Raw genomic sequence first — 15,738 nt, 5'->3', positions numbered from 1 at the left:
CTCCATCCGACGAGCACAGCCAGCCGGCGGGCGAGCGCCGTGGACAAATAGTGGACCGCTCTCGACCCTCCTGACCCGCTCGGGCATGGTCGCGCGGGACGGGATTGCGGGAAGGGGTTTATGATCGTCTGGACCGCCGTGATGGGCGCGCTCATCGGCTGGATCATGGCCGGCTTTGACGGCTGGGGCATGTTCCCGGGCGGCCTGGTCGGTGCGTTGGCGGGACTGGGCCTTCGGGCCGCGGTCCGCTCCGAGATCGAGCGTGCCGTTCAGCAGCTGCGGTCCGAAATGCCTGCTCCGGTGCCAGTAGCGCCGGAGCCCATGGCCGCCGCACCGCCCGCCCGAACTACCCTGCGCGCGCCGGTAGTGGAGCGCACGCCCGGGCCCGCCCTCGAGGAGCCGGTCGAGCCCGCAGCCGAAGTTCTTCCCGAGCCCGTACAGCCTGGCGCATTGGAGACGGCGCTTGCCGCGGCGCGCGACTGGCTGTTCGGCGGCAATACGGTGGTGCGGCTCGGTCTCGTCATCCTGTTCGTGGGCCTGTCCTTCCTGATCCGCTATGCCGCCGCCGCCGGACTATTCCCGATCGAGCTCAGGCTGGCCGCGGTGGGTCTCGCCGGCGCCGCCTTGCTGGCGATCGGCTTTCGCACGCGGACGAAGCGGCCGGGCTTCGGCCTCGCCCTGCAGGGCGCCGGCGTCGGCGTCATCTACATGACGATCTTTGCCGCGCTGAAGCTGGTTCCCGGCTTCCCGATGGCGGCCGCCTTTGCGCTGATGGTGCTGGTCTGCGCCTTCGGCTGCGCGCTGGCGTTACTGCAGGGGAGCCAGGCGCTGGTGCTGACCGCCTTCGCCGGCGGCTTCGCGACGCCGCTGCTGCTGAGCGACGGCAGCGGCGATCCGGCGGGGCTGTTCGGCTATTACACCCTGCTTAACCTGGCGATCCTGTTCATTGCCTCGCGCCGCGCCTGGCGCATGCTGAACCTGCTCGGCTTTTTCGCCAGCTTCGGCATCGCGACCTTGTGGATGGCGGGCGGCTACACGCCTGCCCAACTCGCGGTTACCCAGGCGTTCGTCGGCGCGTCTGTGCTGATTTATCTGGCCGCCGCCCTGCTGTTTGCCCGGCGCACGCCGGGACGGCTCGGCGCAGTCGTGGACACCACGCTGTTGTTCGGACCTGCGCTGGCCGGTTTCGGCCTTGAGGTAGCGCTGGTCGGCGACCGGCCGTTCGGCTCGGCCTTTGCGGCGATCGGCTTTGCGGCGCTTTATTTGGGCGTCGCGGCCATGGCGACGCGGCGAATCGGCGACCGCTTCCGGGTTTTACACGAGGCGATGCTGGCGATCGGCATCGGCTTCGTCACCATGGCCGTGCCGCTGGCGCTCGGCGCGCGCTGGACGTCGGCGACCTGGGCGCTGGAAGGGGCCGGGGCCGTCTGGATCGGCGCGCGGCAGGCGCGCTGGGTACCGCGGCTTTTCGGTCTGGCGCTGCAAGCCGTTGCGGCGCTGCTTTTCCTCCGCAGCATCGGCCCGAACATCGACGCGCTGCCGCTCGCCAATGCCGGGTTCGTCGGCGCGATGTTGATCGCGGGCGCATTGCTGGGATCGGCCTGGTGGCTTCGGCGGCCGCTGGCGAGCCCTGACTCGCAGCTTGGCCGACGCTATGCTGGCGTAGAGGCGATGCTTCCGCGACCCCTGTTCCTGCTCGGCTTTTTCTTCTGGTGGCTGGCCTGGACGCTGGAGGCGACGCGGCTGGTGCCGGGGCCGACCGACCCCGATGTGCCGCTGCCGGTCTTTCCCTTGAGCCTGCAGTTGCAGCTGCCGATGCTGGCTTTCGTCGCCAGCGCCGGGCTGTGGCGATGGATCGGGCAGCGAGCCGATTGGGAGGTGGCACGTTGGCCGAGCCTGGCCACTCTGCCGGCGCTCGCCTTCGGCTTTTTGGCCATGCTGAGCGCCGGCCGCCATCTCCTGTTCGCGCCCGACTGGATCGTCTGGGCCGTGGCAATCGGCATTCATGTCTTGCTGCTCCGGCTGAACGACCGGGACGATGTCGACGGACGCTATCGACGAGTGCTCGCCGCAACGCATGTGGGCGGCGTGTGGCTCGGGATTGCGATGCTGGCCGATTGCCTGTGGCTGGGCATTGATCGCGCGCAGTTGTGGAACACGTCTTGGGCGGGCGTCGTGCTGCTCGTCAGCGTGACCGCGATGCTGCTGGTCCTGACGCTCTGGGCCGGCCGCGCGCTTGGGTCCGTGCAACGATCCTGGCCGCTCGACCGGCATGCGGTCGGCTATGCCTGGACGGCCGCGATCCCGGCGGCGGCGCTGGTCGCGTTCGGCGTGCTGTGGACGGCGCTTGATGCGGCAGGCGAGACGAGCCCGCTGCCCTATTGGCCTTTGCTCAACCCGGTCGATCTGGCGTTGGGGCTCGGCGTCGTCGTGCTGCTCTTGTGGCGCCGGACGCTGCTCGCCGCCGAACTTGCCCCCTCGGGCGCCGAGCAGCTGCGGTCGCCCTTCTTCCTGGCCGGCACCGGACTGCTCATCTTCACGGCCGTAAACACTGCCTGGTTCCGGCTCGCCCATCAGTGGCTTGCGGTCGCGTGGACGCCGGAGGCGCTGCTCGGCGACGAAACGGTCCAGACCGGACTCGCGATCATCTGGACGTTGATTGCGCTGACAACGATGGTGGCGGCGAACCGCCGGGGTGTGCGGCCGCTTTGGCTGGCGGGCGCAGGCCTGCTGGGTTTGACCGTGGTCAAGCTGGTGCTGGTCGATCTCGGCGGCTCGGGCGGCGGTTCGCGCATTATTGCGTTCATCGGCGTCGGCGCTTTGATGTTGGTGCTGGGCTATCTGGCGCCGCTCCCGCCCCGCCGAGAGGAAGCGACCGCATGATCCGGAAGTGCATCGCTCCGTTACTCGCCATCTTGACGCTGGCGGCGGCAGCACCCGCGGGTTCGGACGCGGAGCCGTCCGGCTATGCCGCCCGTTTTCCGCTTACGACGTCAGGCACCGGCCCGCAGCGCTTGACGCTGCCGGCAGCCGTTCTCGTCAAGCTGCAAGAGCCGGATGGGCGCGATCTGCGCATCTTCGACTCGCGCGGCCGGGCAATGCCGATCGCCCGGGTGGCGCCCAGCGCACGCCTGGAGAGCACGGTGCTTGCGGTGTCGCCGATCCTCGGTCCGGCAAGCCTGTCCGAGGCGGCGCGAGTGTCGGTCGAGATCGACGAGGAAGGCCGCGCCCGCTTCGCGGAGGTTCAGGGCGGGGCACCTCCGTCCCGAACCTCCACCGCCGTGCTCGGTGCCTTGCTCGACGCCCGCCGGACAAGGGGAACCGCCGAGCGGCTGGAGATCGACGCAGATCTCCCCCAGGGTCAGCCCGTCAGGCTCCAAGTCGAGGCGAGCCGCGATCTGGACGTCTGGCGCCCGATTGCCGAGCGGGTCGTCTACCGCGCGCCGGGTTCCCAGATGGTTCGGGAAGCCATCCTGCTTCGGGCGACGCTGGACCGTGAATATCTGCGGCTGACCTGGCGCGGCAATCTGCGACTGATTGCGCCTGTGGCGATCCGTGGTGCGACGCTGGTCACCCGCGCGGGCAGCGGACAGGTGAGCATCGAGACGAGACCGCCCGCGCCGTCCGATCCGCATACTCTCGAGTTCGTGCTCCCGTTCGGGACGTTGGTGACGTCGGTGAAGATCACGCCTGCAGCTGGCGAAGGCCCGGTCCCCGTACGCATTTTGGGGCGGGACGAACCCGAGCAACAATGGCGGTTGTTGGGCGAGGGTTCGGCGGAAGGCGCGGACATCCGGTTGCAGGGAACACCGGTCCGGACGATCAGGATCGAGGCGGATCGGCGCACGCCGGGCTTCGAACGCGCGCCATCGCTCCAACTCGGCCTCGCGGCGCAGGACCTTGCCTTTCGCCCTGCAGGCCGCCCGCCCTTCATGCTTGCCGCAGGACGGAAAGAGGCGTCCGATCCGTTTCTGCCGCTCCGGGCGGTGACCGGAGGTAAGGCTGACCTGGCCCAAGCGGCGGTGTGGACCGGCCCCACCGCTGCTCTCGTGCTGGCCGCGCCAGATCCGGCCGCCGGCGAGCGGCGCAAGGCGCTGCTCTGGGCCGTGCTGCTGGCCGCGGTTGCGCTGCTCGGCGGGCTGGCTTGGCTGCTTTGGCGCAGGTCTCCCAAGCCAGCCTGAGCGCCGCTTCCTACATCCCGACCTGGAGCGACACGCGGAAGGCGAGGGTGGCTCGGCCATATTGTTCTTCGGCGCTTGCTTCGCCGCCCAGGGTAAAGCCGGGATTTCCGCCGACCAGCCGTGCCCGCCCGATCCAGCCGCTGTCCCGCTCTTCGGCACGGAGCGTGAAGGCATTGCCGCCCTCGAAGCGCGCGACTGTGTCGCCAAGCTCGCCTGAGAGAAGCTCCCGCCGGCCGCCTTCCAGTTCGATACGCAGCCAGCCATCGCGCCGGTCGCCGAAATCATAGCCAAGCGTCGCCGTGGCGTTCGCCGCTACTTCATCGCTCGTCCGGCGGCGCACGGTCAGGTTGATGCCCTTGCCGCCCTGCTTTTCGGCATAGCCCTTCTCGGTCAGGCGATACCAATCGAGCGACGCGGCCGGGCGGAGCGTGAAGCGGCCAAACTCCAGCGCATAGGATGCGCCCAGCGCGGCGCTATACAGCTGGCCGTCGCGCGAGGCGGTGGCGAAGCGGCGTACTTCCTTGCCGTTCGCGCTGCCTTCGAAGTCGCGGCGGCTGTCGATGTTGAGCATCGCGGCCGATGCGCGGGCAAAGGCGCGGAACTTGCCGAAACTGCCCCGCCAATAGCCGCCCAGCTCATATTGCTGGATGTCGACCTGGTTCTTGCGCTGGCCGTCCTTCACGTCGCCGTCGAGGAAGGCCAGGGAGACGCCGAAGCTGCCGATATCGGTGATCAGCTCGGCGCCGCCGGAGACGCCCCAGCCGCGCGTCCGGAAGCGAGCGGTGTCGCCCTTGCTCTTGCTGTTGCCCCAGGCGACCTGCTGCAGGAACCAGCCCCAGCGGCCGTGGTCGTCGAAGGGCGCGGTGGGGTCGGCAAGGAAGCGGGCCGTGGCACGCGACCCTTGCGTCACCGCGTCGAACACGCCGCCGGCATGGTCCGGCATCAGCTGGCCCAGCGAGTTCTTGAACCCGGCTTCGCTGGTGCGGCCGAGGAAGACGCCGCCGACATCATTGTCCGCGATCATGGCGGCGAAGGCCGCGTCGTAGATCGCTGTTTCCGAGCCGTTGAGGTTCAGCTCCGTCGCCGTCTTGCGCTTGATGTCGACGGCGATCTCATTGGCGGGCGTTCCCGCTGCAAGCGCGCCCTTGAACATGAAGGGCAGCGTCGAGTTGTTCACGGACAGCGCCGGGGAGCCGGTGAGCGTGCCCGCGCGGAGAACGGTGAAGCGGCCTTCGGCCTTGGCCAGGTCGGTTACGCGGACGGTGAGCTCCGAACCTTGGGCGAAGGCGGCCGTGCCGGCAACGTTGACCAGGGTGCTCTGCCCGGTCGTGCCGTTCACGGTCACGCCGAGCACGCCGCCCTGCGCCACGCTAAGGGAGCCGAGCGCGACATTTCCGGCGTTGGTTAGCTCGACACCTCCGCCAGTGATGTTGACCGCAACATCGCCGGCATTTGAGAGCGCGCCGCGATAACGAGCATTCCCGGTGGTGTTCAGCGCGCCGCCACCGCCACCGAAGTTGACTTCGCCCGTTAGGGTCGAGGATCCGCCCAGCGACACCTGATCGGCCCCCGCGCCGAGATCGACGTCGCCGATCAGTGAGCCGGCCTGGAGGTCAAGCAGGTCGGCACCGGCGCCGAACAGCAGCCGGCCTTCGATCTTTGGAGCCGCGGCGCCGGATGCCCCCGCGACCTGGCGCAGCACGATGTTCGCCGTGGAGGTGCGCGCATCCAGGGCCAAGTTTCGCTCGGGCGCCGCCGCGCCGTTTGCGCGGATCGTGCCGCCATTCTCGATGAGCGTCAGGCTGTTCGACGCGTCGGCGATCGCGGTGGCCGCACCGGCGCCGCTCGCCTTCGCTTCGACCGTGCCGCTGTTGCGGATGGCGGGCAGGCTGCCGTTCGCCTGAATCGACACGGCGCGGCTGGTCGTGCCGGCAACGCTCGACCCTTCGGCGGTGACTGTCCCGGAGTTGCGCAACTCGGGCGTCGTCGCGCCCTGCCCGATGCGAACCGCCGTCGCATCCGCACCGAAGCTCACGGCCTTGACGGAGCCCTGGTTCTTTACGCCTCCTGCAATGGTGACGCCGCCGCCGGTGCCGCCGAGCTGCAGCGCCGTCGCCGCAATGTCCTTGTACACGCCGTCGGCCAGGATCGAGCCCCGATTGACGAAGCCATGGCCGTTCGCTTCGCCCGGCAAGGCGCCGATGGTGATTGCCCTGTCGGCGGCGCCGACCAGCACCGCGGGCGCTGCGCCATAGGAAGCGATCGCCGCGCTGCCTTCCTTGGCGTCTTCGATGCCATCCTTGTCTTCATCCTTGTCGTCGGCCTTTGTGTCCGCCGGCGGCACGTCGAACAGCACGCCTCCGGCCACATTGCCCGCGATGCGCAGCGCGGGACCGCTCTGCAGCAGGTCGTCGGCGTCGAGCTTCGATGTGTCGCCAGGCCGGGTGGTGGCGCGATAGCCGGTGGCAGCGATACCGCCCTGCACGGTGACGCGGCCGCCCACGTCGCCGCCCAAGAGCACACCGGTCGCATTGGCGCCGCGCGCCTCGACCGATCCGCTGATGCTGACATTGCCTGTCACGTCACCGGCGCGGATGCCGACGCTGTTGTCGCCCACCACGGCGACGCTGCCGCTATGCGCGAGCGAGCCGACCAGCCGCGCATCCGAAGCGATGCCGGCCGAGTTATTGCCCTCTACAGTGATGGCGCCGCTATTGGTCAGGTTGCCGGTGACGTTGCCGCCGGGCGCCAGCCGGATGCCGAAGCGTCCCGACCCTTGCGCAAAGGGGCCGTCCAGATCGCCGTCCTTGTCCGCATCGGCCGCGGTATAGTCCTCGTCGATGGTGATCTTGCCGCTGTTGGTGATGTTGGTCGTCGTCCCAGCATCGGCGAGAATGCCCACGGCATTGTTGGCGCCGCGGATCTCGATCGCGCCTTCGTTCGCGACATTGTGGTTGCTGTCGATGGTGACCGCTGTGCCGCCGGTCGGTGCCACGGTGCCCGCCGTTCCGATCTTGATCGAGTCCGGAGCGCCATTGGCGGCGGTCGCAGTGCGCAGGGGCGTGGTCACCTTTGTCGAGATGACGGTCTCGGCATGAGCGAGCGAGCCGAGGGCGATGGGAGTGAGGCAGGTAAAGGCAAGCAAGCGACGCACGGTTCTTCCTTCTGGCTGTGCCGCTCTAAGTCCCGGCTGGGCAGCGGCTTGTCGTCAGTCAGACGGAGACGGGTGCGGAAATCCGCCGCGGCTAGAAGCGAAGCTCCCAGCCGAGCCGTACGGTGCGCGGCACCAGCGGGGTCAGTTGCGGCTGCTCGACCAGGGTGAAGGGCGAGCCCAAGGCGAAGCGATTGCCGGCCTGATCGAGCAAGTTGGTGACGATCAGGCTGACCGCGTGGCGCTCGAACTCGACTCGCGCATTCAGCGAGACGTCGAGCCAGTCGCCCTGCTTCTCGCCCAGCACTGGACCGATGCCCAGCCGCGAGCGGCCGACATAGCGCCCGGCTGCGCCGACCCTGACCTGCGCATCGTCAAGGTCGAAGCGGTATTCGGCCCAGAGGCGACCGTTCCACCGCGCCACATTGGGAAGCTCGGACCGAGGCGTGATGATGATCGTCAGCGCGGGGTTGATCACCTGGCTGTCGTTGAACAAGCCCGCGGCCTCAAATGACAGTCCCGGCAACGGCCTCCAGCCGATCCGCGCATCGACCGAATAGATGCGGCCGTCGCCGATGTTGGAGGTGGTCGGAAAGCCGCCGAAATCGACGACGTCGGCCTGGATGTTCTTCCAGCGCGTATGGGCGAGCGCGACCGAAGCATCGAAGCTGCCTTCGCCCGGCAGCCCATAGCGAAGCCCGGCTTCGAGAGTCTTCACCCGGTCGCTCCGGAAGCGCTGCACCGAGATGTTGGACGCGGCGAGGCCGCCGGGCCGGAAACCTTCCTGATAGCGGAGATAGCCGAACAGCGGCCCTTCCGGCTGGATTGTGACGGACGCTGAGGGAAGCAGCGCGAACTGGTCCCGTTGCGCGAAGGTGCGGAGCGCTGGAGCAAGGAAGGGTTCCGCGTCGAGTGCTTCGTCGGACAAATGGGTGTAGGCGAGCCGCGCGCCCGCACCGAGGCTGAGCCAGGCCAGCGGCCGCACCGATGCCTCGCCGAACAGTGTCGCTTCGACCACTTCGTTGCGCGTGCCTGGAATGGGCGTCGGCGCCTCGGGTGCGCCGAGCGCGCGGCGCTGGGTGGCCCGATTCTTGACCAGACTCGAGCCCAACAGCCAGTTCACTCCGTCGCTGCCGGTGCGCGAGAGTCGGAGCTCTGAAGAGAGCATGTCGACAGTGGTCAGCTGGTCGAAGACGGTCGGCGGACCGCCTCGGCGGGTCGAGTCGTAGCGCTCCCTCAGGCTTTGGCTCACCAGGCCGGCGGAGGCGACCAGCCGATAACCGTCCCATTCACGCGTGAGGGTCAGGTCGGCAAGGTCATAGCTGTTGCGGAATGGCTGGGCGACCGGGCTGCTGCGGATCAGAGGAGGTGCGTCGCGGTCCGCGAACTGCGCGTCGTCGCTGCGCGCGCGCTGGGTCGTGCCGCTCAGCTGCAGTCGCCAGCCGCCGCCGAACTCGCCCGCCAAAGCCGCGCGCCCGCCCCAGATCTCCGTCGAGTTGATGTTGTTCAGGCCGCGTTGCCTGTCGTCGATATAGCCGCCCTGCCGAATGCCATAGCCGACGACGCGCAGACCGACGGCATCGAAAACGATCGGCAAGTTCAGCATGGCAGCGCTGTCGTATCCGGCTTCGCCGTGCGCGGTGAGCGCGGCGCCGAGCGAGACCACGCCCTCCGCCGCATCCAGCCGCGGCCGATTCGGCACGACGCGGATGATCCCGCCGAGTGATCCGGCTCCGTAGAGCGTGCCCTGTGGTCCCGCGAGCACTTCCACTCGCTCGATGTCGTAGAGCCGGAGGTCCGGGTCCGGCGCATTATAATTGATCCGGGTCTCGCCAAGATATTGACCGACGGTCGCCTGGGTCGGGCCGTTGAAACTCGAATCCGCGATGCCGCGGATGAACAGTTTGTTGCGGCCCGAACCGAAGTGAGTGGAAGTGATGCTGTGCAGACGCCCAGTCAGCGCATCGGTCCCGCGCGACGCGAGATCGAAAGCCGGGTCGCCGCCCGAGACCACGGTGATCGAGCCGGGCACGTCGCTCAAAAAGACGGGACGCTTCAACGCCGTAACGACGATGTCCGTCTCCAGCGCCGCCGTCTCGATCGGGCGCGGGGGAGGCGCCACGACCGCGGGCCGGACGACAGGGCGGGGCGTCACGCGCCGGATCTCGTCGCGGACGATGCGGTAGGTGCGCGCATCGATGCGCACGGCTCTGGCTCCCGTCCCCCGCAGCAGTTCGGCGACGGCGCGGTCCAGCGTCATCGTTCCGCGCACCCGGCGCGCCGGCCGATTGGCCAGGCTCAGGTCGGTCAGGCCGATGCTCGCCCGGGCGGTACGCGCGAGTTCGATCGCCGAGCGGCCGAGCGGTCCCGCAGGTATGTCGAAGGCGATCCGCTGCGCTGCTGCCGGAGCTGCGCAGACGGTAAGGGCGACGGGAAGAAGAAGGCGGTTAGCGGCGATCACCTGCAGTCAGCATCCAGCCCGCGCCCGAACGGACCGCGCGCACTCCCATCAGGGCGGAAAGGCGCTCGAAGACCGTTTCGGTGCCGCCGTCAAGCTGGACCATTCCGGTGAAGCGCCGCGCCTGCAGCGACGGATCGACGCCGACCGGCACACCCAGATTGCGGTGCAAGTCCGCGGCCACACGGGATATCGGCGCGCCGGTATAGCTCAGCCGCTTGTCCCGCCAGCTCCCAACGGTGGATGCGTCCACCTGCGTCAGCAGCACGCGGTCGCCGCCATCGTCGCTGAGCTTGCGGCCCGGATCGATCCGTACCGCTTCGCCATCCGGATTGTAGAGCACCGCACCGTCCGAGACCGCCACTTCCGTCGCGCCTGCCTCGTGGAGCACCGCGAAGACGGTGCCAATGTCCTGCAGCACATCATCGCCGGCGCGGACCTCGAACGGGCGGTCGTCATCATGGACGACGGTAAACAGCGCCTCGCCGCGCTCCAGCTGTGCGAAGCGCTCATTCTTGCGGTCGAGGATCAGGCGCGTGCCGCCGTTCATCGCAATGCGGCTGCCATCGGCAAGCGCGACCGTCCGCATTTCGCCCGGCCGCGTCTCGAGCGCGTAGGTGGCGGGCGTCTGGACGAGCAAAGTGGTGAGCACACCTCCCACGACAGTCGCGAAACCACCGCCGACCAGCCACCCGCGCCGGCTGCGGACCGGGGCATGGGCGGGCGGCCGATCGACGATGACCGGGCGTGCTGGCGGGAAGGGGAGAGTGTCCAGCGCCGCGTCGGTTCGTTGTACTTCGTCATAGGCGGCGAGGTGATCGGGGCTCGCCTCCAGCCAAGCGGTGAAGGCGCGCCAATCCTCGGGCGCGGCATCGCGCAGCCGGATCGTCCAGCCGATCGCCTCCTCGAGCGCGTTGTTGTTCATGGTTGCAACCCTTCGATCTCGGCGCCGCTTTCGGCTGCCTCGGTGCGGCGGCGAAGCGCGACTAGCGCGCGATAGGCACGCTGCAGATGCTTCTCGACCGTGTTGATGCTGATGCCCTGTTCGGCGGCGATCCGCTTCTGCGGGACGCCATCGACCCGGAAGCGGCGGAATATCTCTTCGGTGCGGTCGCCCAGCGCGGCCAATGTGCGCTGCGCCTCGATCAGCTGCTCGCGCGCCAGCAGCGCCCGCTCGGCGGAGGGCGCATCGGAGGCTTCGCTGAGCCCGGTGGTGACGTCCGTCCAGTCGCGGCCGCGTTTCGCGGCGCTCGCCTCGGCGCGAGCCCGGTCGATCATCAGATTGTTGGCGGCCCGGTAGAGGTAGGACAGCGGGTCCTGGATCGGCCCGGACAAGCCCGTCGATGCCTTCAGCCAAAGCTCCTGCAGCAGGTCCTCGGCTGCGTCTCCGGCGCCGCGCGCGCGCAGGAAGCGCAGCAGCTCGGGGCGGTGCGCCAGGTAGATCGCCTCCAGCCCGCCCGTGTTCATCCGCGCCGGCCCCGCCGACGCGCTCCGCTCCCGCCGATCCCGCGCATGCCCCTTCATAGGGCTTGCGCCATCGTCCTGCCAGAAGCTGAGGCGCCTTGTGTCAACCGCGGCTGCCATAGGCCGTATCGATCCGCGCCTGGCGCATGTCCGTCGCGACCTGCAGCGCGAGCGCGCAGAGCACAGCCGCGACGACGCCCGCCATTCCCACAAGCAAACGCCGTTCCTGCATGATCACCTCCTCCGCCCTGAACCAGGGCCTCGATGATCAGACGGAGTCGGTCAGCCGGTTCCGTATGCCTTAGTGCGAGGCGCCTGGACCGACCACCCGCTGGGGGCGCGGAGAGAGCCAGATCATGCCCGCCGCGACGACGAAGATGAGGGCGGACAGGAAGAAGATCTGGTTGACCGCGACGGCCATCGCTTCCTGCTCGACCAGCCGATCCACCATGGCGCGCACCTGGTCGAGGGAAAAGCCGTTGGCTTCCATTGTCGCGGTCACATCAGCGGGGTTCAGCCGCGCAACGATCTCGCTCCGCGCAATTCGGGACCGGTCGTCCCACAGGCTGACCGCGACGGTGGTGCCGAGCGCGCCGGCCACCGTGCGCAGGAAGCTCATCACGCCTGCCGCAGAGGCCGTTTCCTCCGGCTCGACCGCGCCCAATGCGATGGTGGTGAGCGGGATGAAGAAGAAGGGCATGCCAAAGCCCTGCAACAGCTGGGGCAAGGCCAGGGTCCAGAAATCGGAACCGCTGGTCCATTCGGTTCGGAGCAGGGATGTCGCCGCCAGCCACAATATGCCGCCGCAAACAAGCAGCCGCGGATCATATTTTCCGGTCAGCTTGGCAGCGATCGGCGACATGAACACGGCAGCGATGCCGGTCATGGCAGTGACATAGCCGGCATAGGTGGCGGTATAGCCCATGCTGACCTGCAGCCATTGCGGGATGATCACGACGGACGCGAAGAAAGCCGCGTAGGTGGCCGACAAGGCGACGGTCGCGAAGGTGAAGCCGCGATGGCGGAACACCGACAGATCGACGATGGGCCGTCGCTCCGTCAACTCCCAGACCAGGAAGATGGCAAGGCCGATGCCGGCAGTCAGGCCCAGGCCGACGATCATCGGATCGCCGAACCAGTCATGCTCGCGGCCCAGGTCGAGCATCAGCTGCAGGGCGCCGACCCAGAGCACCAGCAGCGACAGGCCGATCCCGTCGATGCGGCTATGCTCGACCGGCGTTTCGGCCGATTTCAGCACCCGCATCGCCCCAAACGCGCAGAGCAGCACGACCGGGATGTTGATGAAAAAGATCCAGTGCCAGGACCAATTGTCGCTGATCGTGCCGCCAAGGATCGGGCCCAGAATCGGCGCGACGACGGTGGTCATCGCCCACACGCCCATGGCCTGGGCGCGCTGTTGCGGCGGGAAGATGCGGAACAGCAGGGTCTGGCTGAGCGGCATTAGCGGTCCGCCGCAGAGGCCCTGTCCGATGCGGCAGATCACCAGCATGGTGAGCGTATGCGACATGCCGCACAGCACGGAGAAGATGCCGAAGCCGATCACGCCGGCCGTGAAGGTCCTGACAGTCCCGAACCGGGCAGCGAGCCAGCCGGTCAGCGGTACGCAGATCGCTTCGGCGACCGCATAGGAGGTGATGATCCAGGTGCCCTGACTTGGCGAAATCGCGAGCGATCCGGCGATGTGCGGGACCGACACATTGGCGATGGTGGTGTCGAGCACCACCATGAAGTTGGTGAGGGCGAGCACCGCTCCCGCCAGGATCAGCCGCGCACCGGTGAGCGGCGCGAACTCCTCCGCCTTGCCGGTCATAGGACCTACTCGGCCACCTTGATGCGCGCATCCATCGACAGGCCGACGCGCAGCGGGTGGCGGGCCAGCTCCTCGGGCTTCAGCCGGACGCGAACCGGCAGGCGCTGCACGACCTTGATCCAGTTGCCGGTCGCGTTCTGGGCAGGGATCAGCGCGAAGGCCGAGCCGGTGCCGCCCGCAAAGCCAACCACTTCGCCGTGATAGACGACATCGTCGCCATACAGGTCGGAGGTCAGCGTCACCGGCTGACCCGGACGGACCTTGGCGAGCTGCCCTTCCTTGAAGTTTGCATCCACATAGACCTGCCCGACGGGCACGATCCTCATCACCACCGCACCAGGGGCGATGCGCTGGCCGACCTGCACGGCCTTGCCCGCGACGACGCCGTCGATCGGCGCTCGGATGATCGTGCGGTCGAGATCGAGCCGCGCCTGTTGCACCCGCGCCCTGGCCGCGAGCACGTCCGGGCTGGAGCCGGCGCTGAGCCCTTGAGTCAGCGCCTGATTGGCAGCGAGCTCGCCGGTCGCGGCGCCGCGCGAAGCGGACGCCTGCGCCAGAGCTGCGCGCGCCTGCTCGACGCCGGCACGGGCATTGTCGAATGCGTTGGTCGCATAGGTCAGCTCATCGCCGGATACGGCGCCGTTCGGCGCCAGCCGTTGGCGGCGGGCCAGGTCGACCCGCGCTTTCTCGAAAGCAGCCTGCGCCGCCACGAGCTGGGCGCGGGCGCGGGCGATATCCGCCTCGCGCGCCATCACTTGCGCCGCCAGAGCGGATCCCGTCGCGGAGGTGCGGCCGAACTCGCGCTGGGCACGGGCCAGGTCGGCCTCGGCCTGGGCCAGCGCAATGCGGGCGTCGCGATCGTCCAGCCGCAGCAACACCTGTCCGCGCTTCACCGACTGTGTGTCGGTCACCTCGACGGCGAGCACGGTGCCGGGAACCTGCGGCGTCACCTGCGCCGTCTCCGCGCCGACATAGGCATTGTCGGTCGACACATAGCGGCTGCCGATAAACGCCTCATAGGCGCCATAGCCGGCACCCCCCACCAGCACTGCGCCGGCGATGGCGGCGAGCAGTTTTTTGCGCCGGGCGGGTGCGATCGGTGGCTGCGTCTCGGCGACGGGGTTGGCGTCGCTCTCCGCGTCCTTGATGCCGCGATAGTGCGGATCTGCATCAGCCACGGGTCTGTTCCTTGTTCGTCTGGTTCGTCACGGAAGTGGCCGAAAAGCCGCCGCCCAGCGCACGCACCAGCGCCACGTCGAGGGCGAAGGCCCTCGCCTTGAGCTCGGCAACAATGCGGCGGGCCTGAAGGACTCGGTCTTCGGCGGTCAGCACATCGAGGAAGTTGGAGAGCCCGCCTTCGAACCGCTGCTGGGCGACGGAATAAGCGGCCTCCGAATGCCCGAGGGCCAGGCGCGCCTCTGCGAGCCGGGTGGTGAGCGCAACCTGGCTCGTCACCGCATCCGCCACGTCGCGGAACGCCCTGACGACGGCGCCATCGTAGAGCGCGACGGCTTCGTCATAGCCGGCGCGCGCCTCGCGATACCGGCCCTGAAGTTCGCCGCCGCGAAAGATCGGCAGGCTGACCGCGGGCCCAGCGTTCAGGAAAGTCGATCCCGAGTCGAACAGCCGATCGAGCCCGAAGGCCTGCAGGCCCACCAGAGCCGACAGGTTCACTGACGGGTAGAAGTCGGCGCGCGCGACCTTGATGCGGCTCGCGGCGGCTTCGGCCCGGGCTTTGGCGGCAGCGACATCGGGCCGGCGGGCGATCAGGTCGGTGGTCACATTGGCGGGAAGACCGGCGCTGCGGCCAACCAATGCAGGCGCTTCAAGGGTCAAGCCACGGTCAGGCCCTTGTCCCACCAGCGCAGCGATCCGGTTGCGCGTGAGGGCGATCTGCTCATCGGTCGCCGCCAGTTCGGCGCGGACGGCGGGGAGCTGGGCGGCGGCCTGGCGCGCTTCCGCTTGCGTGTCCAGCCCCGCCGCCACTCGGTCACCGACCAGTCTGGCGGTGCGGTCCCGCACCGTCACCGCGTCCTGCTGCACCGCGCGCACGGCATGAAGCCGGGCCAGCTCCGCATAGGCTGCGGCGACATTGGTGGAGAGCACCAACGCCGCTTCACTTGCTTCCAGCCGCGCCGCCTGGGCTTGGGACGTCGCGGCGGCCAGAGCAGCGCGATTGCGGCCCCACAGATCGAGATCGAGCCCGATCTGGAGCGCGATCTCGCCGCTCTGGTTGACGCCTTTGGGCACGAATGCCTCTGGGATGAGGTTGTTGTAGCTCTGCTTGACAGCCTGAGCTGACGCGCGGGCATCCACCCGCGGTGCGGATGCGGCTCCGGCCTGAAGTGCGATCGCCTCCGCGGCGCGGAGACGAGCTGCTGCGGCAGCCAAATCGGGCGCGCCGGCGAGTGCCTCTTCGATCAAGCGATCCAGCTGTGGGTCGCCAAACCGCGTCCACCAGCGTTCGGTGGGCCACTCGGCCGTTGCAGCGGCTGCGAAGCTGCGCTCCGCGGCCGGCGCGCCGCGTAACTGCGGCCGGGCACCGAGGTCGGGCACGGTTGCACAGCCGGACAACGCTAACGAGGCCAACGAGATCGCTACGAAAGAAGGGGGCAATCGGGTCATCGTCACAAAACCGTACTGGTGAGTACGC

The 15,738-nt window shown here is 68.6% G+C and carries 10 protein-coding genes; 2 read left to right on the top strand and 8 right to left on the bottom strand.

The window, feature by feature from the left end:
- The first annotated feature begins 120 nt into the window (after nucleotides 1–120).
- Together VGT77_RS09690 and VGT77_RS09685 are read left to right on the top strand one after the other, a co-directional pair.
- Nucleotides 121–2,883 carry a DUF2339 domain-containing protein gene (locus VGT77_RS09690; protein WP_327461978.1) on the top strand — a complete coding sequence of 921 codons (2,763 nt, stop codon included), beginning with the start codon at nucleotides 121–123 and terminating at the stop codon, nucleotides 2,881–2,883.
- Entirely contained in the window at nucleotides 2,880–4,181 is a 1,302-nt protein-coding gene (locus VGT77_RS09685; protein WP_327461976.1) for a DUF3999 family protein, read from the top strand. Before VGT77_RS09690 ends, VGT77_RS09685 begins: the two co-directional genes overlap by 4 nt.
- A 10-nt stretch (nucleotides 4,182–4,191) precedes the next feature.
- Here VGT77_RS09685 and VGT77_RS09680 read toward each other — a convergent pair whose 3' ends face one another.
- The 8 genes from VGT77_RS09680 to VGT77_RS09645 all read right to left on the bottom strand — a co-directional run bounded on the left by VGT77_RS09680 (nucleotide 4,192) and on the right by VGT77_RS09645 (nucleotide 15,641).
- On the bottom strand, nucleotides 4,192–7,335 hold the full coding sequence (locus VGT77_RS09680; RefSeq protein ID WP_327461974.1) for an autotransporter outer membrane beta-barrel domain-containing protein: 3,144 nt from the start codon (nucleotides 7,333–7,335) through the stop codon (nucleotides 4,192–4,194).
- Between the two features lie 91 nt (nucleotides 7,336–7,426).
- Nucleotides 7,427–9,793: a TonB-dependent receptor gene (locus VGT77_RS09675; RefSeq protein WP_327461972.1), complete on the bottom strand. Its 2,367-nt coding sequence runs from the start codon at nucleotides 9,791–9,793 to the stop codon at nucleotides 7,427–7,429.
- Nucleotides 9,780–10,715: a FecR family protein gene (locus VGT77_RS09670; protein ID WP_327461970.1), complete on the bottom strand. Its 936-nt coding sequence runs from the start codon at nucleotides 10,713–10,715 to the stop codon at nucleotides 9,780–9,782. The genes VGT77_RS09675 and VGT77_RS09670 overlap by 14 nt, the downstream gene beginning before the upstream one ends.
- Nucleotides 10,712–11,314, bottom strand: a complete 603-nt coding sequence (locus VGT77_RS09665) for a sigma-70 family RNA polymerase sigma factor (RefSeq protein WP_327461968.1) — start codon at nucleotides 11,312–11,314, stop codon at nucleotides 10,712–10,714. The genes VGT77_RS09670 and VGT77_RS09665 overlap by 4 nt, the downstream gene beginning before the upstream one ends.
- Nucleotides 11,315–11,357: 43 nt before the next feature.
- Complete coding sequence (locus VGT77_RS09660) at nucleotides 11,358–11,486, bottom strand: hypothetical protein (protein WP_327461966.1); 129 nt, start codon at nucleotides 11,484–11,486, stop codon at nucleotides 11,358–11,360.
- Nucleotides 11,487–11,555: 69 nt separating this feature from the next.
- Nucleotides 11,556–13,085, bottom strand: a complete 1,530-nt coding sequence (locus VGT77_RS09655) for a DHA2 family efflux MFS transporter permease subunit (RefSeq protein WP_327461964.1) — start codon at nucleotides 13,083–13,085, stop codon at nucleotides 11,556–11,558.
- A 5-nt stretch (nucleotides 13,086–13,090) separates the two neighbouring features.
- Nucleotides 13,091–14,263, bottom strand: coding sequence for an HlyD family efflux transporter periplasmic adaptor subunit (locus tag VGT77_RS09650; RefSeq protein WP_414713382.1), 1,173 nt, complete (start codon nucleotides 14,261–14,263; stop codon nucleotides 13,091–13,093).
- Nucleotides 14,256–15,641, bottom strand: a complete 1,386-nt coding sequence (locus VGT77_RS09645) for an efflux transporter outer membrane subunit (RefSeq protein WP_414713381.1) — start codon at nucleotides 15,639–15,641, stop codon at nucleotides 14,256–14,258. Before VGT77_RS09645 ends, VGT77_RS09650 begins: the two co-directional genes overlap by 8 nt.
- Between the last annotated feature and the right edge of the window lie 97 nt (nucleotides 15,642–15,738).

Origin of the sequence: Sphingomonas sp. (genome assembly GCF_035944535.1) — a bacterium.
Taxonomy (GTDB): domain Bacteria; phylum Pseudomonadota; class Alphaproteobacteria; order Sphingomonadales; family Sphingomonadaceae; genus Sphingomonas_B.
The sequence above is the reverse complement of the archived record's forward strand: the minus strand, read 5'-3'. Positions and strand labels throughout refer to the sequence as shown.

Bases quoted from the DNA above. Each gene is read 5' to 3' on its own strand.
- VGT77_RS09685 (WP_327461976.1), top strand. From the start codon at position 2,880: ATGATCCGGAAGTGCATCGCTCCGTTACTCGCCATCTTGACGCTGGCG.
- VGT77_RS09655 (WP_327461964.1), bottom strand. From the start codon at position 13,085: ATGACCGGCAAGGCGGAGGAGTTCGCGCCGCTCACCGGTGCGCGGCTG.
- VGT77_RS09660 (WP_327461966.1), bottom strand. From the start codon at position 11,486: ATGCAGGAACGGCGTTTGCTTGTGGGAATGGCGGGCGTCGTCGCGGCT.
- VGT77_RS09670 (WP_327461970.1), bottom strand. From the start codon at position 10,715: ATGAACAACAACGCGCTCGAGGAGGCGATCGGCTGGACGATCCGGCTG.
- VGT77_RS09690 (WP_327461978.1), top strand. From the start codon at position 121: ATGATCGTCTGGACCGCCGTGATGGGCGCGCTCATCGGCTGGATCATG.
- VGT77_RS09665 (WP_327461968.1), bottom strand. From the start codon at position 11,314: ATGAAGGGGCATGCGCGGGATCGGCGGGAGCGGAGCGCGTCGGCGGGG.